This is a genomic window from Flavobacterium sp. GQ95 (assembly GCF_059758655.1).
Genome location: NZ_JCAXEB010000009.1, coordinates 243604 through 268920, shown reverse-complemented (window position 1 = coordinate 268920; position 25317 = coordinate 243604). Strand labels below are relative to the sequence as shown.

The window sequence follows — 25317 nt, the reverse complement described above, 5'->3', positions numbered from 1 at the left end:
AAACTATTCTTTTTTTTGTTAACATAAAGCTATAGCGATGATCAAATATTAAAATATTTTGTAAATTGCTCCCTTAAAATTATCATATTCATAAAATGGAACAACAAATACCATATATTCCTAAAAATAAAGTAAGAATTGTCACCGCAGCCTCTCTTTTTGACGGACACGATGCCGCGATTAATATTATGCGTCGTATTATCCAGTCAACTGGTGTAGAAGTGATTCATTTAGGGCACGACAGAAGTGTTGAAGAAGTGGTGAATACCGCTATTCAGGAAGATGCAAATGCTATTGCTATGACATCTTATCAAGGAGGTCACAATGAATACTTTAAATATATGTATGACTTGCTTCATGAAAAAGGAGCAGGGCACATTAAGATTTTTGGTGGAGGCGGGGGAGTAATCCTGCCAAGCGAAATTTCTGAATTACATGAATATGGAATTACAAGAATTTATTCTCCTGATGATGGCCGTTCTTTAGGCTTGCAGGGAATGATTAACGATTTGGTACAACGTGCCGATTATCCTATTGGTGATAAACTAAACGGAGAAATCGATCATATCGAAAATAAAACACCAACTGCAATTGCCCGTTTGATTTCGGCTGCAGAAAATTTCCCTGAAATTGCAAAACCAGTTTTTGATCAGATTCACACTAATAATGCCAATTCTAAAATACCAGTCCTTGGAATTACAGGAACGGGTGGAGCAGGAAAATCATCTTTAGTAGATGAATTGGTTCGTCGTTTTTTAATTGACTTTCCGGAGAAAACAATCGGATTAATTTCTGTCGATCCATCCAAAAGAAAAACGGGAGGCGCTTTATTAGGAGACAGAATCCGTATGAATGCTATTAATAATCCTCGTGTTTATATGCGTTCCTTGGCGACCCGTCAATCGAATTTGGCTTTATCTAAATATGTAGCCGAAGCCATTCAGGTTTTAAAAGCGGCAAAATACGATTTAATCATTTTAGAAACTTCAGGAATCGGGCAGTCTGATACTGAGATTATGGACCATTCTGATGTATCCTTATATGTAATGACTCCGGAATTTGGAGCTGCAACACAATTAGAGAAAATCGACATGCTTGATTTTGCTGATTTAGTAGCTTTAAACAAGTTTGATAAAAGAGGCGCTTTAGACGCCATTCGTGACGTTAAAAAACAATACCAGCGCAACCATAATTTATGGGATAAAAATCCGGATGAAATGCCGGTTTTCGGAACCATTGCTTCACAGTTTAATGATCCTGGAATGAACACGCTTTACAAAGCGATCATGGATAAAATTGTTGAGAAAACCGATTCTGATTTAAAATCGACTTTCGAAATCACGCGTGAAATGAGCGAGAAAATCTTTGTGATTCCGCCACACAGAACCCGTTATTTATCTGAAATTGCGGAGAACAACAGAAGTTATGATGAAATCGCACTTTCGCAACAAAAAGTAGCACAGAAATTATACGGAATTTTTAAAACGATAGAATCAGTTTCCGGGAAAATTCCACAAATAAATAAAGCAGGAATCGACGATGCAACTGTCATCCTGAGCGCAGTCGAAGCACACGACGAAAACAGAATCTTCTTAAACCTTTTACTAAATCAATTTGATAAAGTAAAAATGGATTTAGATCCGTACAATTGGGAAATTATCCTGAATTGGGATGAGAAAGTAAACAAATACAAAAACCCGGTTTATACCTTTAAGGTTCGTGATAAAGAAATTAAAATCGCGACACATACTGAGAGTTTATCACACCTACAAATTCCGAAAATTGCTTTACCTAAATATGAGGCCTGGGGCGATATTTTACGTTGGAGTTTACAGGAAAATGTTCCGGGAGAATTTCCTTTTGCTTCAGGATTATATCCTTTTAAACGTGAAGGAGAAGATCCGTCAAGAATGTTTGCCGGAGAAGGCGGACCGGAGAGAACCAACAAACGTTTTCATTATGTAAGCGCAGGATTGCCGGCAAAACGACTTTCGACGGCTTTTGACAGTGTGACTTTATACGGAAATGATCCCGATTTACGTCCGGATATTTACGGAAAAATTGGAAATGCCGGAGTTTCAATCTGTTGTTTAGATGATGCTAAAAAACTGTATTCCGGTTTTGATTTGGTTCATGCTTTAACATCAGTAAGTATGACCATCAACGGACCAGCACCGATGTTGTTAGGTTTCTTTATGAATGCGGCGATTGATCAACAATGCGAGTATTATATTAAGGAGAACGATCTAGAAAAAGAAGTTGAGGCAAAAATCAACAAAATATACAAGGAAAAAGGAACTGAACGTCCAAGATACCAAGGCGATTTACCAGAAGGAAACAATGGTTTAGGATTAATGCTTTTAGGTGTTACCGGAGATCAGGTTTTACCTTTGGAAGTTTACAATGAAATAAAAGTGAAAACATTATCACAAGTTCGTGGTACGGTTCAGGCTGATATTTTAAAAGAAGACCAGGCGCAAAATACCTGTATTTTCTCCACTGAATTTGCACTAAGATTAATGGGTGACGTTCAGGAATATTTTATTACCAAAAACGTTCGTAATTTCTATTCGGTTTCGATTTCAGGATATCATATTGCAGAGGCAGGAGCGAACCCAATTACGCAATTGGCATTCACGCTTTCAAATGGTTTCACTTACGTGGAATATTATTTGAGCCGTGGCATGAGCATTAACGATTTTGGACCAAATTTATCTTTCTTCTTCTCAAATGGAGTAGATCCGGAATATTCTGTAATTGGTCGTGTGGCCCGTAAAATCTGGGCGAAAGCCATGAAAAACAAATACGGAGCCAACGAAAGAGCGCAAATGCTGAAATACCATATTCAGACTTCTGGTCGTTCGTTACACGCGCAGGAAATTGATTTTAATGATATCAGAACGACCTTGCAGGCTTTGTATGCGATTTACGACAACTGTAATTCACTACACACGAATGCTTATGACGAAGCGATTACAACACCAACAGAAGAGTCAGTGCGTCGTGCCATGGCGATTCAGTTGATTATCAATAAAGAATTAGGTTTGGCGAAAAACGAAAACCCAATTCAGGGATCGTTTATCATCGAAGAATTAACCGATTTAGTGGAAGCAGCTGTTTTACAGGAATTCGATAGAATTACAGAAAGAGGAGGCGTTTTAGGTGCGATGGAAACCATGTACCAACGTTCTAAAATTCAGGAAGAAAGTTTGTATTACGAAACCTTAAAACACAACGGAGATTTCCCAATTGTGGGTGTAAATACTTTCCTAAGTTCAAAAGGTTCTCCAACGGTAATTCCGGCAGAAGTAATTCGCGCCACCGAAGAAGAAAAACAATATCAGATTACGATGCTGGAGAATTTACACCAATTCCACGAAGCAAAAGTAAACGAGCATTTAAACAAACTGCAGGAAGCGGCTATTAAAAACGAAAACTTATTCGACCATTTAATGGAAGCTACAAAGGTTTGTTCTTTGGGTCAGATTACTTCGGCTTTGTTTGAAGTGGGTGGGCAGTATAGAAGGAATATGTAGAATTTACTATTTTATAGATTAGAAAACCTCTCAGAAATGGGAGGTTTTTTATTCGGCCTGAAGAAATATTGTTTAAAATCATCAAAAAAAGCGAATTAATCCTGTTGATTTACTTTTAATAGGTATTTTTGGTTAAATTTGCGAGTAAAACTAAATAAAAAGATAATGATTATTCGACTTAAAATAAAAAACTTTAGATCTTATAGAGAAGAAACAGTTTTTTCATTAGAAGCAAATTCTTCATCTCATAAGCAAAATAATTTTTTTGAATTAACAAATGGAAAACAAGATTTTCGGTTATTGAAATTGGCAGTAATTTATGGAGCCAATGCATCAGGTAAATCGAATATTATCAGAGCTTTATTTGAATTAATTCATTTAATAATAAATAAACCAATTATAGACGAACGAATTAGAATACATGAACCTTTTTTATTTAATATTCTGTCAAGTAACATGCCTACTGAGTTTGAGCTAATTTTTATTGGACCTAATGATATTAAATATGAATATAAAGTTTGTATTCACGGAAATATAGTTTTAGAAGAAAATTTAAATTTTTATCCTAATGGGAAAATTACTAATGCTTTTTCAAGAAAAGATTTTGATCCCAACTCTCCCATACAAAAAGGTGTTTTAGGGGATTCTTATGGAAAAAAAGAAATTAATGTTTTTGAGAACCAGTTAATTTTGTCAAAATTTGGAGATGATGAACCTCATGAAACATTGACAAAAGTTTTTTTATATTTTAGAAATTACAATATTATAAATGCGACTAATAGAAATCATCGTCAATTAATAGAAAGAGAAATAACGGATTATTTATATAACAATGATAATATAAAAGAAAGATTATCTAAATTAATAAAAGGTGCAGATACTAAAATTAACGGTATCACTATAAAAAAAAATAAAGAAGATAATTCGAGAAATAATTATAATATAACCGCTAAACATGATGTTTATGATGATACAAAAATTGATGGTTTTTATGAATTATCTTTAAAAGAAGAATCTGTAGGAACTCAGTCATTATATACTCTTGGAGCAGAAATTCTAAAAGTTTTAGATAAAGGCGGAGTAATGTTAGTTGACGAACTTGACACTAGTCTTCATCCTTACTTGACAAAAATGTTTGTAATGCTATTTCAATCAGAGAAAACAAATCCTAAAAATGCACAATTAATTTTCACTACTCATGATGTTACTTTACTTGATAGAGATCTAATTCGTAGGGATCAGATATGGATTGCTGAAAAAAATGATCATGGAATATCAGAATTATTTTCTTTACAAGATTTTGAGGGATTACGTGAAGATACACCTTTTGAGAAATGGTATTTGGCTGGAAAATTCGGTGGTTTGCCACAAATAAAATCAATTGAATCTTTATTCGAAGAAGATGAGCAAATCATATCGTAAAAACATTTTAATTATCTGCGAAGGAGAGGGGACCGAACCAGATTATTTTAATGAAATTAGAAACATTTTATTAAGTGAGAATGTTGATGTTTTTATAGAAATTAAACCACGCCCAAAGGCAGAAGCCAAAGAGGAAGAATTTAAGGTCAGAATAGGAGGGAAAAAACGTAAAATAAAAAAACCAGAAATAGTATTACCTATCAGTGAAATTGAAGACATTTATAAAGCACAGCCAACTAGATATGTAAGGGAAGCTCAAATTGGGCTAGAAGAAGATCAATATGACGAAGTATGGGCAGTTTTTGATAAGGATGGTCATCCAGATCACGAACAAGCTTTTGAATTAGCTAAAGTAATTACAAGAGGAAAAAAGGTAAATATAGCTTTTAATAGTATTGCTTTTGAATATTGGATATTGTTGCATTTTGAGAATAGCACTAAAAATTTTCAAAAATCAATGTGTCGAAAAGGAAAGGAACCTTTATATTGTGGATCCAGTTTAAATAATGAGGATAACTGCAAAGGAGATCTTTGTGTGTGTGGTAGGATAGTTACACAGGAATATTTAGCTTATGAAAATGATAAAAAAAGTTTTAGTTTTAAAAGTTTTCATCACAATGTTAAATATGCAATTCAGAATGCAATTCAATTAAGAAGAACGATTGGAGACATAAATCCAATTTATGATATAAACCCTTATACAGATACAGATAAGTTGGTATTTAAATTGCTTAATTTAAATCAATTTGATTTGTTTTGGTTTGAATTTAATAAAAGTCAGGTTCATAATGTACTTGGATTAGAAATTGAATTTAACAGCAAAAATCCAATTATTGAAATACATATAACCAAAGTTGTGGAAACAAGTGTTATTTTAAATGAAGATTTATTTTGTTTGTTTAATATAGATGGGGATAAATTAGATGTTATGAATAGAAAAGTGCTACAAGATAATCAATTTGTCTTCTCTTTAGATTTATCTATTATTAATTTTAATTATTTATACTTAGGTGTTAGAAAAAGTGAAAAGGAATACTTAATTACAGAATTACCTATCTAACTAAAATTAAATTTTAGTTGTCTTCTTCTATTTGATTAATTTCCCTACTAGCGCGAGCGTCCCGCTCGTTAACTCAATTAATGCACGAGGAAGATACTCGCGTCAGCAGAAGAGAAAGTTATACTAATAAATTTTTAGCTTCTACTACATTAGGTTCTCTTGCTAATTTCAATGCACTGGCCATTACCTCTAACCAATGTCCTTCATTATGAGTATCATGAAATGAAGCCCCGTAAAATGAAGCCGTTGGTGGATAAGAAACAATATTTTTCTCTTTTGCAATTTTAGAAAATAGTATTGCTAATTTTTCATTATTTATAATTGTTGTTTCAAACCTTTCGGGTAAAATACTACAGGTACAAAATAATGTTAAGCATAAATTTGATAACTCTCCATAGGTTACATTACTTGATATTGATTGATTTAAATAATGAAAAAATTCTGTGGTACTATAATCCATAGCTTTTGTATTTAATTTTAAGTTTCACGAGCGGTACGCTCTTACAAGCAAAAGCTTTTCGACTTTAAAAGTAAAAAAAATATTTAAGACTTTTCATCAACCATCTCCCCAACACAACTCAAAAACTCCATTTCATCCAAAGGAAACAGCTGCAACACAGTTTCTAAAATCAAACTCACATTAATAGATTGTTTCTTCTTTTTTCCAACATTATGCATATCATGATCTAATGCCAAAATGCATAATTTTATCATATCGCTAATAACGCAACCCAACTCAAAATAATTTAAAACCTTAATTGGAACGGTATAGGTTTTAGATTCGTCATTGGCAGGTTTTAAGGTGTGGAAATGTAAGGCAGTTAATGTTCTTAGTCTTTCTAAAGTTTCTGTTTCATCGGTTTTCATAAGGCGTGTATTTTTAATTTGTATCTTGTTAAACGTTTTACAACTTGACCTTTATAATTTTATCGAAAGAAAAATCTTACTTTTGTTTAACCTGGCGAAGAAAGCAATAGAGGAAACGGTATCCAATCATTTTTAGCCGTATTGTACAGCACTAAATATGTTTTTTACATTTTGCCGCTGCCGTTATGACACTTAATTATTATCTTTGAATTATGAGCACACTAACAAAACCAAACCATATAGGGCGAAAAATAAGCCGTATTCGTGAACTTCGTGATATGAAACAGGAAGCTTTGGCACAGGCTTTAGGAACAAACCAACAAGCTATATCAGCTCTTGAAAATAGCGAGACTATCGATGAGGCAAAATTGATTGAAGTGGCAAAAGCACTTGGTGTAACTGCAGAAGCAATTAAGAATTTTTCGGAGGAAGGAGTTATCAATTACTTCAATACTTTTAATGATACAAAAGACAGTAATGTTAATTTTGGAAATAATTGCACTTTCAATCCATTAGATAAATTAATGGAAACTGTAGAAGAAAACAAAAAGCTGTACGAGCGTTTGCTTCAGGCTGAAAAAGATAAAATAGAATATTTAGAAAAATTACTCAAAGGAAAATAATTTCCTCCAGAAGTTTATTGATAAAAAGCATCAGCCCAGGGTTGGTGCTTTTCTATTTTAATGCAAATGTTTCAGAGCATTTATTGTATATTTAAAACCAAATCCTGAAGTTATAATGAATATTGTATTAGAAAATAAAGGAATCCAAACAGATTATTTTTATGTGCCGCCTTTTGTTTTGGAAGAAGGTGAAGTTGTTGTTTTGTTTTTATATAATGGAGGTTATTATTATGATACAGAAGTATTTCTCAGGGATATTTTTTGCGGTAAAATCAAGCACGAGAATGTGATCCTGCATCGAAAAATGAGTTTTGTTGATTATTTTAGAAGATCATACTTTAGAGATACATTTTTTCCTTTAACTGTTGGAAGGTATCTTAAGAAAAATGCAGATCTTAAAAGTCCTTTTTCCGGTAAAATATATGAAGAGAAATGGATTAAAAAAGAAACGAAAATAGAGAAGCTGCCAGGAATTCTAAGAAAGCTTTTAAGTTTATATGTGATGCTTTCAAAAACAAAAGATATAGTGTTTGACTTAGCAGGACTTGATGCGCAAGGTGCTGAGTTCACTTTTAAGATGGTAAAAGATGCAGTAAAAGATGAAGGGTCAGCGATTTTACTTGATCATTTTAAGGATATGAAAGAACATGCATCAAAATACCTAGAAGTAGAATGGAATAAAGATATGTTGCCACCTGTAAAAGAATTCAAACTAAACTTAAATAAAAAATAATTCGAGACTGCTTAGGCTTTGTTTGAGGTTGGCGGACAGTATAAAGGAATATGTAGATTTTATATATAGATTTAGAAACCTCTCAGAAATGGGAGGTTTTTTTTATTTATAATTATGTCAGGATATTTCAAAATTGGCTAAACATTGTAAATAATTTAGCGTTAAAAAAAATGTCTTATATTAATATTTGTTAGTCTTTAAGTGGTAAGTGTTTGATTTTTAGTGTCATAATTTGGTTTTAATTAATCTAAAGCCTAAAAATTATGAATCAAAAAATTAAATTTTTAAAGAGAATTGCACTTTTCTTGTGCATTCTTATGCTGTCTGCTAATTGTGCCAGCGATGACAACCTGGAAAAACAAGGTGGGAATTCAAATGCTAAATTAAAAGAAACTCAAAAGTGGTTTAGCAAATATGAATCTGATGGAGAGAATTATTTTTTGTTAGATAATTTACAGTATAACTGGGATGAAGCGAAAATCATAAATTCAGAAGATGGCACGGAAACGACAATTGTACCTATAGTTGAATCCAAAAAAGATAACAGGGAATTTTGGGAGCAAAGATTATATATTTACAAGACAGGCAAGGAAGATTACAAGGCATTAGTTTATGAAATAGCTACTAATAAGTATGTTCCGCTAAGCAGTCAATCTATAGATGGCGGTGAGTTTACTGGTTTTATTAGTGTTTGGGATTTAAAGACTGGTTTTGTCAGAGCAGCCAGATTTGAGAACAATCAGGTTATAGAAACTGGTGTTGTAGAAGTTATAGATTATACTAAGAGAAATTCAACAAATAAAGCTCCAATTGAAGCTCCTTGTGTTTACACTGATTTTGGCGATGGTGGATGTGGTGGTAAAGGTGGTAGTGATAATTCAACACCAAATCTTCCTGGAACAGTACTAAGAGAAGTTCCTGTAATTGCTCCAAGTAAAGGGAGTCCGGTAGAATATTATGGACCTCGCTCTCCTGTAGTTGGTGGCTCAACAACGGGAGGTTATACCTCGCCAAACGGTGGTGGGGCGAGTAGTGGAGGAAGTGGATCAGATACTGCGGCAGTTTCTCCTCCTCCAAGTTGCAAAAGTTTTGTTTTTAAAACTAAGGCAGGAGCAAATTGGCAGGAAGCCTTAGTAAAAAACATTCAATTCAAGGTTGTTTTAATTACCGAAGCAGGAGTAGAATTTAATCATTATATTAGCTATCCTCAGGCAGTGTCTTTTGGGATAGCAGTTAACTTCAACAAGGGTAATGGAGATGTAACAGCAGGTGTTGCGGCAGAAATTTCTGCGGAAATTCTTCAAGAGAGCATGCGAAAAACAGTTGCGTTATATGGGAAAACAAATGCATCTGAATTAACAATTAGCTTGTTTTTTCAGAAGCAATTAAAGCAAGACTATAAAGAATATACTAATGGGGGTATAGTAAATTTTAATTCTACTTCCACTCAAGCCGCAACAAATTATATAACAAATGCACAAGGCACAGGGTTCTGTAATTAAACATATATATGATAGAAGATGTTTTACTAAATTTAGTTTATTTGTATTATCCTAAGAACATATGTCCTTGGGATCAAAAAGAACAATATTTACAATCTTTCGAATATAAAAGATTGCAGTCGACATTAGATTTTTTTGAGTCCGATGAGAATCGGAAAAAAAGATCTATAATTTTAAAAGAATTTAAAGATGATTTAGTTTTGAAGGATTTTCAAGATTTTTCAAGATTAGATTTCAATCAGGATAGATGTTTTACATTTTTTTTAAATGTTATTGAAGAAGGCGAAGTGTATTCTATTTCTTTACATCTTAGTGTCTTAATACCTTACTATGTGATTAGAAAAGGATGGCATACACCTTCTCCTTTTTTTCCTAAATCACTAATTGTGAAATTGGAGAGAGAAAAAGTTGACATGAGAAAAATAGATGAATTAATTCTTGATATTGAAAAGATCGTCGAAGAGAAACTTTTATATAAAAAATTTCCGTCATCACTAATGAACAAACTAATTATTGATAGAAGTTTCGGAGATGTCTATTTGGGGTATTTTACTATCTTTAATGCATTTTTTAACAACGATAATATAAATGAACACAATCACTAAATATTATATTTTATTTTTAATAATATGTACCTTTTTTCTTGCCTATCTCTGTTTTGATAGATATTATTATATAATGTGTTTTTATGATACTTTTTATTTAATAAGTTATTTTTATTTTGCTTTACTTTTTTTAATAATTGGGAGTGTATTTTATTTGGTAAATTTTCTAAAACTGAGAGTGAGGAATAAAAATAATTGAAAGTATGGATATTAAAATAATTGCCCAGTTTGAAATTGGAATATTCCTATGGCAAATATTTATTTTTGTCATTTTTGCAACAGTATTGTACCTTATTTATAAACTGGATAAAGCAATTAGGAAATTTTAAAAGTTTTTCTGATGTTACTAAACCTCGAAATCATTTTCGGGGTTTTTTATTGGAAAAAACATAAATGATTGCGGTCACGTAGAAGTACCTGTTTTAAGATTTAAAACAGCAGAAAAATTTATAATGAATTCTTTATTAACAATGAAAGTATCACGGCTGGCGGGAGCGAAAATAATAATTAATGTGATTATGGATAAATTAATTGACCAGTTTGAGATTGGCTTATTTCTATGGCAAATCTTTCTGCTTATTGTTTTTATAATGGGAATGTATCTTTATATAAACTCTATCAAAAATTAAGTAAATAATAGCATATTAATAATGCTAAACCTAAAAAATTACTCCGCCACTGGCGCGAGCGTCTCGCTCGTGCACACAAAGTTTAGTTTAGTACAGAATAAATATATAGTTTTAATTATATCTAAATCTCTCAGCAATGAGAGGTTTTTTTATATTTTAGTATTATGAAAAATACCATCTATTATATTCTGTTTCTTTTTGTTACGGTTTTTGGTTATACTCAGGAAAAGCAATTATTACAAACAGGAGTTATTATCGATTCGCTGAAAATTACAACTACTCCAACGGAATCCTATGCCATATATTTGCCTAAAAAATACGATGGTAAAACCCCATTGGCAGTGGTCTTTATTTTTGAACCAGCCGCGAGAGGTAAAAAGGGGATTGCGCCCTTTATTCTGGCTGCAGAAACGTATCATTATATTTTGGTATGCTCTAATACTTCAAGAAATGGATCAACCCAGTATAATGTCGCTATTGCGAGTAGATTATTTGATGAGGTATTACAAACCTATACTATTGATACTTCACAACTTTACATAGCAGGTTTTTCGGGTGGTGCAAGATTAGCTAGTTTTTTCGGGATATCCACGGACGCTTTTCAAGGGGTTGTAGCTTGTGGCGCTTCTTTTAATGGTATGGATAAGTTTATACCTCCGTCTAATAATTTCTCCTATGTAGGTATGGTTGGAGATAAGGATATGAATTATCAGGAAATGATAGAAAATAAAGAAGGACTGGATAAAGCAAAGATTGTAAACACGCTTTTTATTTCTCATGAAAAACATGCCTGGCCTAAACAATCTGAAATGCTTCGCGCTTTTGAATGGTTAGAAATTCAGGCCTACAAAAAAAAAATAAGACCAAGGAACGATACAATTGTTAAAAGAATTTTTGATGCCAATTTACGAATAGCCGATAGTTTAAAGGCGAATAAAGAAATGGTCCTTTCATTGAATATTTATGAAAAAGGAATTACTTTTTTTAATACAAATGAAGACAATTTTCTAAGAGCTAAGATTGCCGAAATCAAAAAATCCAGAGAATATAAAGATGAAATAGCACAAATGGAGAAAATAAAGGTTTTGGAAAATGAAATTTTAGATAAACTTTGGCTTCGTTTTGACCAGGAATTAAAATCGACTAAGAGCAATACTAATTTTAAGTTTTGGAAATCTGAAATTAAGGATTTGAATGCTATGAAGTTTGATGACAAAAATCCTTTAATGCAGAATATGGCAATTAGGGTATTAAATTGGTTTCAGGTTTCGGTTTATGAAACTGGGCAGGAAAATAAAAGAAATCAAAATGACAAGTTTACTTTTTGTGAAGAATTGTATAAAATTATTACTGAAGCAAATTAAAGAAAAACAATATCAATTACTTAACAACATATATTTTTAAAATTATAAATTTCAAATATTATAAAGGTGGTAACTATTTCTCAATACTTTGAAAGAATAAAAGACTTCTACATTTCAAAGGAAATGGAAGAAGATTATGATTTGAAAAGTAGTATTGAATCGAATATCTTAAATAGTAATGAAAAGTATTTTAATCTTCTTCATCTTTTTGAAGAATATCCAAAAGAAGAAAATCATGAAATTATAAATAAAATTGTAAGTACTTTGGGGCTACTATTCATAAATCAAAAAGAAGGGGAAGGAAACGTTTGCTTCGCCAATAGCCAGGATTTACGCCCTGAATTCAAACAAAGTTTTACTTTGATGGATGTATTAGATTATAGTTGTGCTATTTTGCATTCCAAAGTTTACCATCGGTCTATTAAAGATAAAGATTTTATAAAAATTCCATTTCCTTCAGATGCTGCTCTTTTTTGGGAATTGGTGCAGTCTGGAAGTGATTGGCGAAACAAATAAAATCTATAAACAAAAAAAGCAGCTCCTGGTTCGAGCTGCTTTTACTTTTTTTGGCAAAAAGAGTGATTAACGACGAAATGCAGGACTTTCGTTTACAGATGCGTCTAATGCAGCTTTTTTAACTTTTTTAGCTACAACTTTAATGTCATGTTTGGCAAGTTTGCCGTTTTCCTGTACTTCTAATACATAAGTTCCGGTAGGAAAACCTTCTAAACTTATTGTTTTAGAAATTTCTAATTTGTCTTCAGCAGAGTCTCCTTTATAAACCAAATTATGGCTTTCATCATAAATAGAAAAAACTGATTTTTCAACGGTGTTTAAAGTAAAGCTAACTACTTTTCCGTTTCCGGTAATTATATTCAAAATATAATCTCCTTTTCCATCAATTGCGTAGGTAAAAATAGTTGTTAGAAATAAGGCTACAACTAAGCCGATTTGGGAAATTTTTTTCATGTTTTTTTAAATTGTTTTAAATTATTTAATACTAAGTAGTGGAACGGTAAAACTAACGAAAAAAATTAATTTTGTGCAAAAAAATACCGTTTTCAAATGGATAAGTTGCTGAATTAAAGATCTTTCAATGTTTTTCTTAAAGTATGTACGTAAAAACTTAAAGATTGGATGTTTTTTTTGCTTTATTTTTAAAAGTTTAAAAACCAGACATTTAAAATTATTAAGAATAGTTTTTCAAAAATGATAGATGATTCAAAATTTTGCTAAAATTAAGGCATAAAAAAACAGCTCTATAACCACAAAGAGCTGTTTTTAAAAAATCACGTTTTGATTTTACTAACTATCTAACTTCATTTTATACTTTTGAGAGCATAAACTTTTTAACGGGTTGCTACGCTTGTATTTTTATTGTAGAAACCAGCTTTGTAAACTGATGAAACTGCTTTTCTTGATAAAACAGTAGTTTCATCAGTAATAGTAATTTCATGTTTTACTTTTTTTACATTATCTTCAACTTCTAAGTAGTAAGTTCCTTCCGGAAATTCCTCTAAGCTAAAAGTTCTCAAAATTCCATCTTTACCTGAAGCATATTCAGAATAAATTAGATTACCATCTTTGTCATAAATAGCCAAGCTTGCTTTTTTTACCTGATTAAGGGCAAATGTGATACGCTTTCCATTTGTTTTTAAAACATGAAGATTAAAATCTTCATTCCCGTCGATTGCATAAGTACTCATTCCGGTGAAAAGTACTGCACATACTAAACTCAATTTTAAAATCTTTTTCATGGCATTAGTTTTTAAATTAATAGTTCTAATTCTCTGATGCTAAATTACTTCAGTTATATGATTTTTGCCACAACTCTATTTTCTAATTTAGATGCTATATTCTCATTTACGAAACCGTTATAGGTTAAAATTTAAATTATTTTTATCGTTTTTGTTAATTCTATTATTATTTTTTAATGTTTCGTTCGAATTGAGAAAATGTAAATTTGTCCGTATTTCTTACAAAATATGCTGATGAAAAAAATCTTAACCGCAAAGTGCGCAATGAAATAAAACGCAAGGTTCGCAAAGCTTTAATTATTAAACTTTGCGAGCTTTGCGTAACTCTTAGCGTTCCTTGCGGTTAAATAAGGCACAAAAAAAACAGCTCAATAACCACAAAGAGCTGTTTATAAACAATCACGTTTTTACTTTACTAACTATCTAACCTCATTTTTATACTTTATGAGAGTATAAACTTTTTTAGCGTACTGCTACGCCTGTATTTTTTGCAGAGTCTGCTTTATAAACTGATGAAATTGCTTTTGATGACAATACAGAAGAATCTGCTGTTATTGTAATTTCATGTCTAACTTTTTTCACGCTGTCTTCTACTTCTAAGATGTAAGTTCCTTCCGGAAATTCTTCGAAACTAAAAGTTCTTAAAATTCCTTCTTTACCAGAAGCGTTTTCAGAATAAATTACTGAACCATCTTTTTCATAAATAGTTAAACTCGCTTTCTTAACCTGGTTAAGGGCAAAAGTTACTATTTTTCCATTTCCTTTTAATACATGAAGATTAAAATCTTCATTCCCGTCAATTGCATAAGTACTCATTCCTGTGAAAAGCACTGCACATACTAAACTCAATTTTAAAATGTTTTTCATGGTATTATTTTTTAAATTATTAGTTCTAATTCTCTGATGTAAAATTACTTCAGATCTACGTTTTTAAGCACAACTCTATTTTCCAATTTATATGCTATATTCTCATTTACGAAACCGTTATAGGTTAAAATTTGAATTATATTTACCGTTTTGGTTAATTCGTATATTATTTTTCAATATTTTGTTTGAATTAAGAGAATGTAAATTTATCTGTATTTCTTACAAAAACAGGTTTGTGAAAAAAGTTTAACAGCAAAGTGCGCAAAGGTTTTTTTGCACTAGGTTTTTTATAAACACAAAGTTCGCAAAGCTTTGTGTTGATAAAGCTTTGCGAACTTTGTGTTTGCAATAAGTCATCTGGAATAAAGACCTTTGCGCGCTTTGCGGTTAAATTATTAAGTTAAGAGCAAAAAAAAACAGCTCAATAACCACAAAGAGCTGTTTCTAAAACTATACAGTTTTTAAACTTTACTAACTATCTAACCTCATTTTTATACTTTATAAGAGTATAAACTTTTTTAGCGTACTGCTACGCTTGTATTTTTTGCAGAAGAATCTGCTTTATAAACTGATGAAATTGCTTTTGATGACAATACAGATGAATCTGCTGTTATTGTAATTTCATGTTTTACTTGTTTAACACCGTCTTCAACTTCTAAGATATAAGTTCCTTCCGGGAATTCTTCAAAACGAAAAGTTCTTAATATTCCGTCTTTACCTGAAGCATTTTCATGATATAATACTGTACCATCCATATCATAAATAGTTACACTTGCTTTTTTAACCTGGTTAAGAGCGAATGTTACCACTTTTCCGTTTCCTTTTAATACATGAAGGTTGAAATCTTCGTTACCATCAATTGCATAAGTACTCATTCCTGTAAAAAGTACTGCACATACTAAACTTAATTTTAAAATCTTTTTCATAATCATTATTGCTTTAAATTATTAGTTCCTTTTTCTGATGCTAAATTACTTCAGTTGTAGATTTTTTTTCACAACTCTATTTGCCGATTTATATGCTATATTCTCATTTACGAAACCGTTATAGGTTAAAATTTAAATTATTATAGGTGTTTTGGTTAATTATGGAATTATTTTTCAAACATTTTTCTATTTTTAACATTTTTAAAATTTTCTAATATTCTTACAAAAATGCTTTATACATATAAAAACACGTGATTAAATACGATATATAAAAAAAATCATGGATAAAAATAAGGGTATTGAAAAAAATGGCTAAATGCGCCTGTTTTTTACTTTATTCAGAAATAAAAAACCGTGATGAATTCTCAGTTACGAAACCGTTATAGGTTAAAATTTAAATTATTTTAGGTGTTTTTGTTAAATTTGCTATTATTATTTAAAGATTTTATCATGAAGACTATTGCCCCAGCTCTTGAAGTGATATCAAACTCATACGGAAGTTCTTTTACCTACACTAAACACGCCGAAAAGTCCAATAGCAAAGCTCATTTATGGCATTATCATCCTGAGATTGAGTTGGTTTATATTAATGGCGGGGCAGGGAAAAGACAGATAGGAAGCCATGTTTCTTATTATACAAATGGTAGTTTGATGCTGATAGGAGCAAATTTGCCTCATTGTGGTTTTACAAATGAGCTAACAGGAAATATAAACGAAACGGTTATTCATATTAAACCTGAGTTTTTAGGCAGCGACTTTTTTGTAGCTCCGGAGATGAGAAGGGTTCAAAATGTCCTGACTCAGTCTAAAGGAGGAATTGCTTTTGGAGGGAAAACTAAAAAGCAAATTGGCGATAAAATCGAAAAGATGGAAAACCAACTTCCGTTTGAGCGTCTGCTGACCCTTTTGAGCATTTTAGATGAACTTGAAGCATCAGAAGAATACACGATTCTTAATGCAGATGGTTTCTCACTCGAATTGAACACTCAGGATAATGATCGAATGAAGATGATTTTTAATTTTGTAAAAGATCATTTTCAAGAATCAATTGCCTTAGATGAGGTTTCGAATCTGGTTAGCATGACAACACCATCCTTTTGCCGATATTTCAAGAAAATTTCTAATAAAACTTTTACCGAGTTTGTCAACGAATATCGTTTGGTTCATGCCTCAAAACTTTTAGCAGAGAAACCAATTAGCATAAATGAGGTTTGCTATGAAAGTGGTTTTAATAACTTCAGTCATTTCAGTAAATCCTTTAAGCAATATACTGGTGTAAGTGCATCGCAATATCGTCACGAACACAAGATTATAATTCGCTAAGACATAAATAAAATAACATAATTATAATGATAACCATTCGTTGCAACGAATGGTTATTTTTTTGCCACGAATTACACAAATTTTCACAAATTATTTTCTTTATAGTTTGTAGTTGAAATTTGAACTTACTTAAGTATTATTGTGGCAAAGGATTTGGCACAATCCTACTAAAAAATAATTTGTGAAAATTTGTGGTAGCCTTTTTATCGCAAAACATAATAAAATCAATTCGTGGAAATTTGTGTAATTGCTTCGTCAGTTCGCTATCGCCGTGGCAAACTTTTTATCACAACAAAGGGTCGGATTTTTCATATGATTTATTCTGAAAAAACTATATTTACAATCCCTAATCAAAAAAATATCAATATGAAAAACTTTAAAATTTTAGTATTTGCAGCTTTTTTGTGCATTACCTCTATGAGCTATGCGGCAAAAGTAGATACTTTGCAAATTGCCAGTACAGCAATGAGTAAAACCTACAAAGCTGCAGTTGTATTGCCAAATTCTTATGCTAAAAGCAAATCGGCATTCCCAGTGATGTATTTATTGCATGGTGCTTACGGGCATTTTGGAGATTGGCTGAAAAATACACCGAATAAAAAATTAGTTCAGGGATTGTCTGATCAGTACAATATGATTATTGTGATGCCTGAAGGTGAAACTTTTAGTTTTTATCTGGATAGTCCTGTAAACAAAGAAAGCCAGTTTGAGACTTTTATTACTCAGGAAGTTATTCAGAAAGTAGATAAAACATACAGAACGATTAGTAACAGAAACGGAAGAGTAATCACCGGACTTTCGATGGGTGGACACGGAGCGCTTTATTTGTCTACAAAACATCCGGATCTGTTTTGTGCCGCCGGAAGTATGAGTGGAGCAGTAGATATGAGTACAATGCTGAATCGCGAATCATCTGCTCAGGTGGTGAAATTGATGCAGCCTGTTTTTGGAGACAAAAGCGATAGCTCTGAAATGTATGCAAAATATGCCGTTATGAATATGCTGGATAAAATCAAAGAAAACAAATTGCCTCTAATTATAGATTGTGGTGTTGATGATTTTTTAATAGAACCAAATCGAGAATTGCACCGAAGATTGGTTTATAATAAGGTAGAACATGATTATACAGAACGACCTGGTGCTCACACTTGGGATTATTGGGAGAACTCGCTTCCATATCATGTGTTGTTTTTTAACAAAATACTGCTTAAAAATCAGCAGGTTGCGAAAAAATAGTATTTTTTTTTAGAAAGAAGGGTTAAAAAACTTTTTTTGGTTTAATTTTTGAAATACCTTTATGTATAAACCTTAAAAAAATAAATATGAAAAAGATATTGACACTTTTCGCAATTGTTGGATTAGTTGCGTTTTCAAGTTGTGAGGGACCGGAAGGGCCTCCGGGACAGGATGGATTGATTGCTGAAGTTTTTGAAGTCCAAATGGATTTTAACTCTGGTAATAATTTTGGAAAAACTTTCCCTTTAAGTCCAAAAATATATTCAGGAGATAATTTATTAATTTATGAATTAGTAAATACTAATAACGGAATAGATACATGGGCATTACTACCACAAATCTATTATTTTTCAGGTGGCACCGCTCAGTATAATTATGAATTCTCATATGATCAATTTTCTATTTTGATCGATGCTAGTTTTCCTTTAACTCAGTTACCATCTAGTTTTACAACAGCAAAAATTTTTAGAGTTGTTATTGTACCTGGAGATGATGGAGTTAATACTGGTGGTCCAAATTCTAAAACTGTAAATAAAGCTGATTATTCAGACTATAATGAGGTTATCAAAAAATACAATATTGATGATAGCAATGTTAAAAGATTAAATTAATAATTTGAATAATATAATAAAAAAAGGAGATCAATTTGATCTCCTTTTTTTATTATCTATATTAGCGACGCCCTGGAGGAATAGGAACAATTATAGAGGCATCAAATGGTTTTTCGGTAATGGTTACCGATCTTAATGCCATTGTGTATGAATTTGTAGGTATTTTTGCGTCAACACCAACTTCTTCACTACGTGCAGGATTTATTGCAATTAATAGCGCTTCTTTAGTTACTGTTGGTGAAAATTTAAAATTTAAAATCTTTCGATCTTTAATATTATTTTCAAGAGTGTATGATTTAAGATTATTTGGGTCGAGTTCTACAATTCGAGCAATGCTACTATCATTACAAGCATCTTGACCATCAACAATAATTGGAGAATCTTTCAATTGAACTGATACTGTTGGAAAACCGTCGCTAGGTATTTTATCAATTGTGAAACGAAAGTCGTGGAAATCAGTTACTAATGATATTTCATATGTTACATTTGCTTTGAATGGGAATTCAATAGATATTGAAGATCCTTTACTATCATTAGTGTTAATAAGTTGTCCTCTGGAAATTGATTGTTTCCCTCGATTATGTGTCATTAAAACTAATGAATTGTGATAAAAGTTATGATGCGGTATACCGTATCCTCTCACTAAATATCCATTTTCCTGTGGTGCAGGATTGTAGCCATAAACTCCGGCATCTGTTGTGGTATATGTTCCTGAAGATTGATTATATTTATCAATTGTACAGCCGCTGTTTGTTTTGTCAGCAATGCCATAATTAAAATTAATTGTAACAGATTGTTCTGAAGTTTTGGAGGCTATCTTTTGAAGTGGGTCGTTTTTTATTTCTTCAGGAATGTCATATATAAATATTGGCTTTTTTGGTTTTGAGCCATCAGTAATCTCGGAGGTATATTTAATATCTCCATTAATAATGTAGGTTTGTGTCGGTTTATTAAGTGATTGACTTTTTGAAGATACCTCCTCTTTATTGTCACAACTAGCAATAAGAAAGGTTAAGAACAAGTAAAAAGAAATTTTTTTCATAATAAAAAGTTTTAAAAGATTTATAATGAGATAAATATATTTATAAATAACGAATAATCTTATTTTTAAAAGTCAAATTATAAGATAAATATTACATATATTAAAAAATGACAAATTTATGTTCAATAAAAAAAGGAGATCATTTTGATCTCCTTTTTTATATATGTATCAGAAAATTAATCCAGATCTAAATCTGTAAGTTCTTTTTCTTTACCAAATTTAAGAGAAACCATAATTCCCACTAAAAGTGAAAGTGCAATAAATCCTAAAGAAGCCCATTCCGGTACGTGGATAAAATCATGAAGAAGCATTTTTAATCCAACAAAAGCTAAAATAGCAACTAAGCTGTATTCTAAATAGCTGAATTTTGCCAGCATATTGGCCAGGAAAAAGTACATAGAACGCAATCCAAGGATCGCAAAAATATTAGAACTGAATACCAAAAACGGATCAGAAGTAATAGCAAGGATAGCAGGAACACTGTCCACAGCAAAAAGCACATCCATAACTTCAATTACAATCAGCGCTACGAATAAAGGAGTAGCGGCTTTTTTCCCTTTTTCAGTTAAAACGAAAAATTTCTCATGCTCCATGTGAGAGGTAATCGGAATAATTTTTCCAAGTGTTTTATAAACAAAAGAATCTTTTGGCTGGAAATCTTCATCTTCACCAGAAAATAGCATTTTTACAGCGGTAAAGAGTAAGAACAAACCAAATAAATAGGTAGTCCAGGTAAATTTATTGATTAACATAACCCCGAAGAAAATCATCAATCCGCGGAAAACGATTGCTCCTAAAATTCCCCAGAATAAAACACGATGCTGGTATTTTTGCGGAATCTTAAATGACGCAAAAATAATGGCAATCACAAATATATTGTCAACACTTAAAGAAAGTTCTATTAAATAACCCGTAATAAACTTCATGGAAGCGACAGCAGGTTTAAGACCATCTGGATTGGCAATATAATCTGTAGTATAAAGCCAGTAAATAACTCCTGAAAAGGCAAATGACAGTGTCACCCAAATCAATGTCCATTTGCTTGCTTCTTTTGTGCTAATAATATGAGGTGTTTTATTAAAAACTCCCAAATCTAAAGCAAGAATAATTATGACGGCTAATAAAAAGAAAATCCAAACCATTACGATATTTTTTAAATGATTTACAAAGATAAGTTTTGAAGTTTAACTTAAAAATTAAATTATTAGAAAATTACCTTCAAATTAAATATAGTTTATAAGATTGAGCCAAGTCGGTAAACGCTCTGTTTAACGTTTCGTAAACCCGACAGGTTTTAAAAACCTGTCGGGTTTAATTGCGCGTATCGACCTTTGTCAAAGTTTTAAACTTTAACAAAGGTTTCGCACAGTTAGGTACAAAAAAAAAGTGCCATCAATTGAGATGGCACTTTTAAATATAATATAAGCTTTGAATTATAGTGCTGATTTAACAGTTTTGATAATTCTTGCAGCAATTTTGTATGGGTCTCCGTTTGAAGCTGGTCTTCTGTCTTCTAACCAACCTTTCCATCCTTTTTGAACAGTCATTAAAGGAATTCTGATAGAACATCCTCTGTCTGAAACTCCATAAGAGAAATCGTGGATAGATGCAGTTTCGTGTTTACCAGTTAAACGTTGGTCGTTGTAAGCTCCGTAAACAGCGATGTGCTCAGCAGTAACAGGACGGAAAGCCTCACAAATTCTTTCGTAAGTTGCTTGGTCCCCACATGTTCTTAACACCTCGTTAGAGAAGTTAGCATGCATACCTGAACCATTCCAGTCTGTATCTCCTAGTGGTTTTGGGTGATATTCAATATAGTAACCATATTTTTCAGTCAAACGATCTAATAAGTAACGAGCAACCCAAATTTCGTCTCCGGCTTTTTTAGCACCTTTAGCGAATAATTGGAATTCCCATTGTCCGCAAGCAACCTCTTGGTTAATACCTTCAAAGTTAATTCCGGCAGCGATACATAAGTCAGCATGTTCTTCTACTAATTTTCTTCCGTGAGTGTTTTTTCCACCAACAGAACAGTAGTACATACCTTGTGGAGCAGGATAACCTCCAACAGGGAAACCTAATGGCAATAAAGTTTTAGTGTCCATGATGAAATATTCTTGTTCGAAACCAAACCAGAAATCACCATCGTCATCAATAGTAGCTCTACCGTTAGAAGAGTGTGGTGTACCATCAGCATACATAACTTCAGTCATTACTAAATATCCATTGATACGTGTCGGATCCGGGTAAATTGCAACAGGAACTAACAAACAATCAGATGATCCACCTTCGGCTTGTTTTGTTGATGAACCATCAAATGACCAATTTCCAAGTTCTTCTAACGTACCTTTGAAATTTTCGTGTTCTTCAACTTTAGTTTTACTTCTAAGATTTTGAGTTGGTTCATATCCATCTAACCAAATGTACTCTAACTTAATTTTAGCCATAATAATATAAATTTATTTTTTTGTTTTTTTTCGCTGGGTCAAATATAGATTTATTTTTTTAGTCCTAAAAATTAGGGGGCTATTTTGTTTTATGGAGTATAATTTTTTAGAGAAGCGCAATTTAGATGGGGGTATATTTTTAAAAAAGCAATTTTTAACACTATAAAAAAATAAATTCGTAATAATTACGAACTATTTTTGAATTTATGGGTTAAGAAATTATGAAAAAATGTTTATTTAATGAATAATACCGATGTATTTTGTTACATTTCTTTAAATTGAATTAATTATTCTTGGAAAAAGTAACCTTCTGTTGAAATATTACTACATAAATTTTCAGAATTTATCTTTTAACAAGGCTGTTTTATTGTTTATATTTGTTCCTCTTTTTTTAGTGAAATTTATTACGAATCTTTAAACTTACATACATGTCAACATTACGTTTCCAAGCTTTGAAAGAAGCTTCTACAAGAAAGCCAGTACATTTTGAAGAAATTGATAGAAAGTCTAACATTTTTGGTTCAAATGTGTTTAATGAAAAAGCAATGAAGCAATATTTAACTTCTGATGCTTTAAAAGGAGTTAGGGATGCGATTCAGCACGGAACTAAAATAGACAGAAAACTGGCAGACTATATCGCCATGGGAATGAAAGAATGGGCATTGGCCAAAGGCGTTACGCATTATACACACTGGTTTCAGCCACTTACCGGAACTACCGCAGAAAAGCATGATGCTTTTTTTGAAACATCTTATGACGGAAGTGATCCGGTAGAAAAATTTGGCGGAGCACAATTGGTGCAACAAGAGCCTGATGCTTCAAGTTTCCCGAATGGCGGAATCAGAAATACATTTGAAGCCAGAGGTTATACTGCCTGGGATCCTACATCTCCGGCGTTTATTTATGGTACAACTTTATGTATACCAACTGTTTTTATCGCCTATACAGGTGAAGCTTTAGATAATAAAATTCCGTTATTAAGAGCATTATCTGCTATGGATGAAGCTGCAACTGAAGTATGTCGTTATTTTGATAAAAATGTCAAAAAAGTAACAGCAACTTTAGGCTGGGAGCAGGAATATTTCCTGATTGATAAATCATTAGCTAATTCCCGTCCTGATTTAATGATGACAGGAAGAACCTTATTAGGGCATACATCTGCAAAAGGGCAACAACTTGATGATCATTATTTTGGTTCTATTCCAACTCGTGCATTAACTTATATGAGAGATTTAGAGCAGGAATGTATGTTATTGGGAATTCCGGTAAAAACACGTCATAACGAGGTGGCACCAAATCAGTTTGAGCTGGCACCAATTTTCGAAGAAACAAATCTCGCTGTCGACCATAACTCCTTATTAATGGATGTGATGCAAAGAGTAGCAGAACGTCACGATTTTAAAGTTTTATTCCACGAAAAGCCTTTTAAAGGTGTAAACGGTTCAGGAAAACACAATAACTGGTCACTGGCAACAGATACAGGAGTTAACTTATTGAGTCCGAGTAAGACACCAATGAGTAACTTGCAGTTTTTGACTTTCTTTATCAATACGATTAAAGCGGTTAACGATTATGAAACTTTATTAAGAGCTTCTATCGCAACAGCAAGTAACGACCATAGATTAGGAGCAAATGAAGCACCGCCAGCTATTATCTCTGTTTTTATTGGAGCACAATTAACAAAAGTTTTGTCTGAATTAGAAAGTGTAACAACCGGTAAACTATCTCCGGAAGAAAAAACTGATTTAAAACTGAATGTGGTAGGTAAAATTCCAGACGTACTTTTAGACAATACAGACAGAAACAGAACATCACCTTTTGCCTTTACAGGAAATAAATTTGAATTCAGAGCGGTGGGTTCAAACGCAAACTGTTCAAACGCGATGACAACGCTGAATGCAATTGTAGCTAAACAATTGAAAGATTTTAAAATAGAGGTTGATAATTTGATCGATTCGAAAGACATGAAAAAAGATGATGCCATCTTTAATGTTTTGAGAGAATACATCAAACAATCTAAAAAAATACTTTTTGAAGGTGACGGTTACAGCGATGCCTGGGAAAAAGAAGCTGCTAAAAGAGGTTTAAGTAATTTTAAAACTACTCCAGAAGCTATTAAAGCTAAGGTTTCTAAACAAGCACTTGACTTATTTGATGAACTAGGAATCTTAAATCACGTTGAAGCGGAAGCTCGCTACGAAATTGAATTGGAAGAATACACTAAAAAAATCCAGATCGAAGGAAGAGTTTTAGGTGATATCTCCAGAAATCATGTTATTCCGACAGCTATTCGTTATCAAAATACTTTAATTGAGAACGTAAAAGGCTTAAAAGAAATTTTCGGAAAAGAGTTTGAAACTATTGCAAGAGAACAAATCGTTTTGATCAAAGAAATTTCAGGTCATATTGAAGGGATAAATTCTAAAGTATTGGCAATGACCAATGAAAGGAAAAAAGCGAATCAATTGACGGATGCCCAAAAAATGGCTGAAGCGTATTGCAATAACGTAAAACCTTATTTTGAAGATATTCGTAATCACTGTGATAAATTAGAATTATTAGTAGACGACGAAAGCTGGACACTTACTAAATATAGAGAATTATTGTTTACTAAATAGTTTTTAAGCGACTAATTACACGAATTTGTTTTTTACTATTTGCGAAAAGTATTTAAAACATGCAAAAATCATCCGATAAGGATGATTTTTGCTTTTTAAGAAAAAAAATAGTAAAAATTAGTGTAATTAGTGGCAAACTTTTTTACAAT

At 32.0% G+C, this 25317-nt stretch carries 22 protein-coding genes; 13 read left to right on the top strand and 9 right to left on the bottom strand.

Going from position 1 to position 25317, the window contains the following annotated elements; genetic code table 11:
- Positions 1–95: 95 nt before the first annotated feature.
- From AC6CH4_RS18165 to AC6CH4_RS18155, 3 genes are all read left to right on the top strand, one after another.
- The gene (locus AC6CH4_RS18165) at positions 96–3536 is read left to right on the top strand and encodes a methylmalonyl-CoA mutase family protein (protein WP_498105440.1); all 3441 of its coding nucleotides are present in this window, start codon (positions 96–98) and stop codon (positions 3534–3536) included.
- 165 nt (positions 3537–3701) lie between these two features.
- Positions 3702–4958: an AAA family ATPase gene (locus tag AC6CH4_RS18160; protein ID WP_498105438.1), complete on the top strand. Its 1257-nt coding sequence runs from the start codon at positions 3702–3704 to the stop codon at positions 4956–4958.
- Positions 4939–6018 (top strand): RloB family protein, encoded by a 1080-nt coding sequence (locus tag AC6CH4_RS18155; RefSeq protein ID WP_498105436.1) that lies wholly within the window; start codon positions 4939–4941, stop codon positions 6016–6018. The genes AC6CH4_RS18160 and AC6CH4_RS18155 overlap by 20 nt, the downstream gene beginning before the upstream one ends.
- 118 nt (positions 6019–6136) lie before the next feature.
- On the opposite strand, the gene AC6CH4_RS18150 is transcribed toward AC6CH4_RS18155, so the two are convergent.
- Together AC6CH4_RS18150 and AC6CH4_RS18145 are read right to left on the bottom strand one after the other, a co-directional pair.
- A complete protein-coding gene (locus AC6CH4_RS18150) occupies positions 6137–6478 on the bottom strand; it encodes a hypothetical protein (RefSeq protein WP_498105434.1) in 342 nt (113 codons plus the stop codon).
- A gap of 83 nt (positions 6479–6561) precedes the next feature.
- On the bottom strand, positions 6562–6885 hold the full coding sequence (locus tag AC6CH4_RS18145) for a hypothetical protein (protein ID WP_498105432.1): 324 nt from the start codon (positions 6883–6885) through the stop codon (positions 6562–6564).
- A 212-nt stretch (positions 6886–7097) separates the two neighbouring features.
- Here AC6CH4_RS18145 and AC6CH4_RS18140 point away from each other — a divergent pair, with 212 nt between their 5' ends.
- The 6 genes from AC6CH4_RS18140 to AC6CH4_RS18115 all read left to right on the top strand — a co-directional run bounded on the left by AC6CH4_RS18140 (position 7098) and on the right by AC6CH4_RS18115 (position 12857).
- Positions 7098–7508, top strand: coding sequence for a helix-turn-helix domain-containing protein (locus tag AC6CH4_RS18140; RefSeq protein WP_489234513.1), 411 nt, complete (start codon positions 7098–7100; stop codon positions 7506–7508).
- Positions 7509–7623: 115 nt separating this feature from the next.
- Positions 7624–8241 (top strand): hypothetical protein, encoded by a 618-nt coding sequence (locus AC6CH4_RS18135; protein ID WP_498105430.1) that lies wholly within the window; start codon positions 7624–7626, stop codon positions 8239–8241.
- Positions 8242–8504: 263 nt separating this feature from the next.
- Positions 8505–9743 (top strand): hypothetical protein, encoded by a 1239-nt coding sequence (locus AC6CH4_RS18130; RefSeq protein ID WP_498105428.1) that lies wholly within the window; start codon positions 8505–8507, stop codon positions 9741–9743.
- 8 nt (positions 9744–9751) lie between these two features.
- Complete coding sequence (locus AC6CH4_RS18125) at positions 9752–10348, top strand: hypothetical protein (protein WP_498105426.1); 597 nt, start codon at positions 9752–9754, stop codon at positions 10346–10348.
- 793 nt (positions 10349–11141) lie between these two features.
- Positions 11142–12341, top strand: coding sequence for a hypothetical protein (locus AC6CH4_RS18120; protein ID WP_498105424.1), 1200 nt, complete (start codon positions 11142–11144; stop codon positions 12339–12341).
- Between the two features lie 66 nt (positions 12342–12407).
- Complete coding sequence (locus tag AC6CH4_RS18115) at positions 12408–12857, top strand: type ISP restriction/modification enzyme (RefSeq protein WP_498105422.1); 450 nt, start codon at positions 12408–12410, stop codon at positions 12855–12857.
- 66 nt (positions 12858–12923) lie between these two features.
- Here the strand turns inward: AC6CH4_RS18115 and AC6CH4_RS18110 are convergent, their stop codons facing one another.
- From AC6CH4_RS18110 to AC6CH4_RS18095, 4 genes are all read right to left on the bottom strand, one after another.
- Positions 12924–13310: a secretion protein gene (locus AC6CH4_RS18110; protein WP_498105420.1), complete on the bottom strand. Its 387-nt coding sequence runs from the start codon at positions 13308–13310 to the stop codon at positions 12924–12926.
- Between the two features lie 380 nt (positions 13311–13690).
- Positions 13691–14098, bottom strand: a complete 408-nt coding sequence (locus AC6CH4_RS18105; protein ID WP_498105418.1) for a T9SS type A sorting domain-containing protein — start codon at positions 14096–14098, stop codon at positions 13691–13693.
- A gap of 462 nt (positions 14099–14560) precedes the next feature.
- On the bottom strand, positions 14561–14965 hold the full coding sequence (locus AC6CH4_RS18100) for a T9SS type A sorting domain-containing protein (RefSeq protein ID WP_498105416.1): 405 nt from the start codon (positions 14963–14965) through the stop codon (positions 14561–14563).
- Between the two features lie 518 nt (positions 14966–15483).
- Complete coding sequence (locus AC6CH4_RS18095) at positions 15484–15891, bottom strand: T9SS type A sorting domain-containing protein (RefSeq protein WP_192185374.1); 408 nt, start codon at positions 15889–15891, stop codon at positions 15484–15486.
- A 450-nt stretch (positions 15892–16341) separates the two neighbouring features.
- Here AC6CH4_RS18095 and AC6CH4_RS18090 point away from each other — a divergent pair, with 450 nt between their 5' ends.
- The 3 genes from AC6CH4_RS18090 to AC6CH4_RS18080 all read left to right on the top strand — a co-directional run bounded on the left by AC6CH4_RS18090 (position 16342) and on the right by AC6CH4_RS18080 (position 19061).
- The gene (locus tag AC6CH4_RS18090) at positions 16342–17214 is read left to right on the top strand and encodes an AraC family transcriptional regulator (protein ID WP_498105414.1); all 873 of its coding nucleotides are present in this window, start codon (positions 16342–16344) and stop codon (positions 17212–17214) included.
- A 366-nt stretch (positions 17215–17580) separates the two neighbouring features.
- A complete protein-coding gene (locus tag AC6CH4_RS18085) occupies positions 17581–18450 on the top strand; it encodes an alpha/beta hydrolase (protein ID WP_498105412.1) in 870 nt (289 codons plus the stop codon).
- 86 nt (positions 18451–18536) lie between these two features.
- Positions 18537–19061 (top strand): hypothetical protein, encoded by a 525-nt coding sequence (locus AC6CH4_RS18080; protein WP_498105410.1) that lies wholly within the window; start codon positions 18537–18539, stop codon positions 19059–19061.
- 61 nt (positions 19062–19122) lie between these two features.
- On the opposite strand, the gene AC6CH4_RS18075 is transcribed toward AC6CH4_RS18080, so the two are convergent.
- From AC6CH4_RS18075 to AC6CH4_RS18065, 3 genes are all read right to left on the bottom strand, one after another.
- Positions 19123–20103 (bottom strand): hypothetical protein, encoded by a 981-nt coding sequence (locus tag AC6CH4_RS18075; protein ID WP_498105408.1) that lies wholly within the window; start codon positions 20101–20103, stop codon positions 19123–19125.
- A gap of 176 nt (positions 20104–20279) precedes the next feature.
- Positions 20280–21245: a TerC family protein gene (locus AC6CH4_RS18070; RefSeq protein ID WP_498105406.1), complete on the bottom strand. Its 966-nt coding sequence runs from the start codon at positions 21243–21245 to the stop codon at positions 20280–20282.
- Positions 21246–21536: 291 nt separating this feature from the next.
- On the bottom strand, positions 21537–22550 hold the full coding sequence (locus tag AC6CH4_RS18065; RefSeq protein WP_026981957.1) for a glutamine synthetase beta-grasp domain-containing protein: 1014 nt from the start codon (positions 22548–22550) through the stop codon (positions 21537–21539).
- 428 nt (positions 22551–22978) lie between these two features.
- Between AC6CH4_RS18065 and AC6CH4_RS18060 the strand changes: the two genes are divergently transcribed.
- Positions 22979–25168, top strand: coding sequence for a glutamine synthetase III family protein (locus AC6CH4_RS18060; RefSeq protein WP_498105404.1), 2190 nt, complete (start codon positions 22979–22981; stop codon positions 25166–25168).
- Positions 25169–25317 lie beyond the last annotated feature (149 nt).

What these genes read in the sequence shown, in the direction of transcription:
- AC6CH4_RS18165 (WP_498105440.1), top strand. Translation starts at nt 96, where the DNA reads ATGGAACAACAAATACCATATATTCCTAAAAATAAAGTAAGAATTGTC.
- AC6CH4_RS18160 (WP_498105438.1), top strand. Translation starts at nt 3,702, where the DNA reads ATGATTATTCGACTTAAAATAAAAAACTTTAGATCTTATAGAGAAGAA.
- AC6CH4_RS18155 (WP_498105436.1), top strand. Translation starts at nt 4,939, where the DNA reads ATGAGCAAATCATATCGTAAAAACATTTTAATTATCTGCGAAGGAGAG.
- AC6CH4_RS18150 (WP_498105434.1), bottom strand. Translation starts at nt 6,478, where the DNA reads ATGGATTATAGTACCACAGAATTTTTTCATTATTTAAATCAATCAATA.
- AC6CH4_RS18145 (WP_498105432.1), bottom strand. Translation starts at nt 6,885, where the DNA reads ATGAAAACCGATGAAACAGAAACTTTAGAAAGACTAAGAACATTAACT.
- AC6CH4_RS18140 (WP_489234513.1), top strand. Translation starts at nt 7,098, where the DNA reads ATGAGCACACTAACAAAACCAAACCATATAGGGCGAAAAATAAGCCGT.
- AC6CH4_RS18135 (WP_498105430.1), top strand. Translation starts at nt 7,624, where the DNA reads ATGAATATTGTATTAGAAAATAAAGGAATCCAAACAGATTATTTTTAT.
- AC6CH4_RS18130 (WP_498105428.1), top strand. Translation starts at nt 8,505, where the DNA reads ATGAATCAAAAAATTAAATTTTTAAAGAGAATTGCACTTTTCTTGTGC.
- AC6CH4_RS18125 (WP_498105426.1), top strand. Translation starts at nt 9,752, where the DNA reads ATGATAGAAGATGTTTTACTAAATTTAGTTTATTTGTATTATCCTAAG.
- AC6CH4_RS18120 (WP_498105424.1), top strand. Translation starts at nt 11,142, where the DNA reads ATGAAAAATACCATCTATTATATTCTGTTTCTTTTTGTTACGGTTTTT.
- AC6CH4_RS18110 (WP_498105420.1), bottom strand. Translation starts at nt 13,310, where the DNA reads ATGAAAAAAATTTCCCAAATCGGCTTAGTTGTAGCCTTATTTCTAACA.
- AC6CH4_RS18105 (WP_498105418.1), bottom strand. Translation starts at nt 14,098, where the DNA reads ATGAAAAAGATTTTAAAATTGAGTTTAGTATGTGCAGTACTTTTCACC.
- AC6CH4_RS18100 (WP_498105416.1), bottom strand. Translation starts at nt 14,965, where the DNA reads ATGAAAAACATTTTAAAATTGAGTTTAGTATGTGCAGTGCTTTTCACA.
- AC6CH4_RS18095 (WP_192185374.1), bottom strand. Translation starts at nt 15,891, where the DNA reads ATGAAAAAGATTTTAAAATTAAGTTTAGTATGTGCAGTACTTTTTACA.
- AC6CH4_RS18090 (WP_498105414.1), top strand. Translation starts at nt 16,342, where the DNA reads ATGAAGACTATTGCCCCAGCTCTTGAAGTGATATCAAACTCATACGGA.
- AC6CH4_RS18085 (WP_498105412.1), top strand. Translation starts at nt 17,581, where the DNA reads ATGAAAAACTTTAAAATTTTAGTATTTGCAGCTTTTTTGTGCATTACC.
- AC6CH4_RS18080 (WP_498105410.1), top strand. Translation starts at nt 18,537, where the DNA reads ATGAAAAAGATATTGACACTTTTCGCAATTGTTGGATTAGTTGCGTTT.
- AC6CH4_RS18075 (WP_498105408.1), bottom strand. Translation starts at nt 20,103, where the DNA reads ATGAAAAAAATTTCTTTTTACTTGTTCTTAACCTTTCTTATTGCTAGT.
- AC6CH4_RS18070 (WP_498105406.1), bottom strand. Translation starts at nt 21,245, where the DNA reads ATGGTTTGGATTTTCTTTTTATTAGCCGTCATAATTATTCTTGCTTTA.
- AC6CH4_RS18065 (WP_026981957.1), bottom strand. Translation starts at nt 22,550, where the DNA reads ATGGCTAAAATTAAGTTAGAGTACATTTGGTTAGATGGATATGAACCA.
- AC6CH4_RS18060 (WP_498105404.1), top strand. Translation starts at nt 22,979, where the DNA reads ATGTCAACATTACGTTTCCAAGCTTTGAAAGAAGCTTCTACAAGAAAG.